The organism is Pseudomonas sp. NPDC088885, assembly GCF_044750025.1.
Lineage (GTDB): Bacteria > Pseudomonadota > Gammaproteobacteria > Pseudomonadales > Pseudomonadaceae > Aquipseudomonas > Aquipseudomonas rustica.
The window spans coordinates 1-2181 of record NZ_JBIVJB010000222.1; the positions used below are offsets into that span (position 1 = coordinate 1).

Here is a 2181-nt window from a genome sequence, read left to right on the forward strand (position 1 = left end):
GGGTAAAAAAGTGCGGCAAACTCTAACAACGACAGGGATTTTGGGCAAGGCGCCAATATGTTAAATTGGCCGCTTTTCTGTGCACCAAGCCCCACAATCGCGGCCTTATGACCGTAGAAGTGCGGTAGTGTTCCGAACAATCTAACACACGGACGCCGTGTGTTCTGTTTTCCACTGGAGAATCCCGATGGCGCTAGAACGCTCCGACGTGGAAAAGATTGCTCATCTGGCCTGCCTTGGCCTCAATGATGCTGATCTTCCACACATTACTTCCGCCCTCAACAGCATTCTCGGGCTGGTCGACGAAATGCAGGCTGTTAATACCGACGGTATCGAGCCTCTGGCCCACCCGCTGGAAGCCAGTCAGCGCCTGCGTGCCGACGTCGTGACCGAGACTAATCACCGCGAGGCCTACCAGTCCATCGCACCAGCGGTCGAAAACGGCCTGTATCTGGTTCCGAAAGTCATCGACTAAAGGGAAAGAGCCTGCAATGCATCAAATGACTCTGGCCGAGATCGCCCGCGGTCTCGCCGATAAAAAGTTTTCCTCCGAAGAGCTGACCAAAGTCCTGCTGGCGCGTATCACCCAGCTCGATCCGCAGCTCAACAGTTTCATCAGCCTCACCGAAGAGCTGGCCCTCGAGCAGGCGAAAGCCGCCGATGCCCGCCGCGCCAACGGTGAGAGCGGCGCCCTGCTCGGTGCGCCGATCGCCCACAAAGACCTGTTCTGCACCCAGGGCATTCGCACCAGTTGCGGCTCGAAGATGCTCGACAACTTCAAGGCCCCGTACGACGCCACCGTGGTCGCGAAGCTGGCCGCTGCCGGCGCCGTCACCCTGGGCAAGACCAACATGGACGAATTCGCCATGGGTTCGGCCAACGAGTCGAGCTGGTACGGCGCGGTGAAAAACCCGTGGAATCTGGAACACGTACCGGGCGGTTCGTCCGGCGGATCGGCGGCCGCAGTTGCCGCTCGTCTGTTGCCAGCGGCGACGGCCACCGATACCGGCGGTTCGATTCGTCAGCCAGCAGCGTTCACCAACCTCACCGGCCTGAAACCGACGTACGGTCGCGTTTCGCGCTGGGGCATGATCGCTTACGCCTCCAGTCTCGATCAGGGCGGCCCGTTGGCGCGCACGGCTGAAGACTGCGCAATTTTGTTGCAAGGTATGGCTGGCTTCGATCAGAACGACTCCACCAGCATCGACGAGCCGGTTCCGGATTACTCCGCAAGCCTCGGCGATTCGCTGCAAGGCCTGCGCGTCGGCGTGCCGAAGGAATACTTCAGCGCCGGTCTCGACCCGCGCATCGCCGAGCTGATCCAGAACAGCATTAAAGAGCTGCAGAAGCTCGGTGCCGTGATCAAGGAAATCAGCCTGCCGAATATGCAGCACGCGATTCCGGCGTACTACGTGATCGCGCCGGCAGAGGCTTCTTCGAACCTGTCGCGTTTCGACGGCGTGCGTTTCGGTCATCGCTGCGAGCAACCGAAAGACCTGATCGACCTTTACAAGCGCTCCCGTGGCGAAGGCTTCGGCCCGGAAGTCCAGCGCCGGATCATGGTCGGTGCCTATGCGCTGTCCGCCGGTTACTACGACGCTTACTACCTGAAAGCGCAGAAGATCCGTCGTCTGGTGAAGAACGACTTCATGGCTGCCTTTAATGAAGTCGACATCATCCTCGGCCCAACCACGCCGAACCCGGCCTGGAAGCTTGGCGCGAAGAACAGCGACCCGGTCGCTGCCTATCTGGAAGACGTCTACACCATCACCGCCAACCTCGCGGGCCTGCCGGGCCTGTCGATGCCGGCCGGTTTTGTCGACGGATTGCCGGTTGGCGTGCAGCTACTCGCGCCGTATTTCCAGGAAGGCCGTTTGCTCAATGTTGCGCACCAGTATCAGTTGAACACTGACTGGCACACCCGCACCCCAACCGGCTTCTGAGGAGACACACATGCCATGGGAAGTCGTGATCGGGCTGGAGATTCACACTCAGCTCACCACCCGGTCGAAAATCTTTTCCGGTAGTTCCACCACATTCGGTTCCGAGCCGAACACCCAGGCCAGCCTGATCGATCTGGGCATGCCCGGCGTTCTTCCGGTGCTGAACCAGGAAGCGGTGCGCATGGCGGTGATGTTCGGTCTGGCGATTGACGCCGAGATCGGTCAGCACAACGTGTTC

General features: G+C 60.1%; 2 protein-coding genes and 1 pseudogene. All 3 read left to right on the forward strand.

All coding sequences use genetic code 11. The annotated features are described in order from the left end of the window. Window positions 1-187: 187 nt before the first annotated feature. The gene (gene gatC / locus ACIP1X_RS28695) at window positions 188-475 is read left to right on the forward strand and encodes an Asp-tRNA(Asn)/Glu-tRNA(Gln) amidotransferase subunit GatC (RefSeq protein ID WP_007901429.1); all 288 of its coding nucleotides are present in this window, start codon (window positions 188-190) and stop codon (window positions 473-475) included. Window positions 476-491: 16 nt separating this feature from the next. Next, window positions 492-1943 carry an Asp-tRNA(Asn)/Glu-tRNA(Gln) amidotransferase subunit GatA gene (gatA, locus tag ACIP1X_RS28700; protein ID WP_400755954.1) on the forward strand — a complete coding sequence of 484 codons (1452 nt, stop codon included), beginning with the start codon at window positions 492-494 and terminating at the stop codon, window positions 1941-1943. A 10-nt stretch (window positions 1944-1953) separates the two neighbouring features. Beyond that, window positions 1954-2181, forward strand: a pseudogene (gatB, locus tag ACIP1X_RS28705) (Asp-tRNA(Asn)/Glu-tRNA(Gln) amidotransferase GatCAB subunit B); the annotation flags it as partial.

Excerpts from the sequence above, each read along its gene's own strand:
- gatA (WP_400755954.1), top strand. The coding sequence starts at position 492 with ATGCATCAAATGACTCTGGCCGAGATCGCCCGCGGTCTCGCCGATAAA.
- gatC (WP_007901429.1), top strand. The coding sequence starts at position 188 with ATGGCGCTAGAACGCTCCGACGTGGAAAAGATTGCTCATCTGGCCTGC.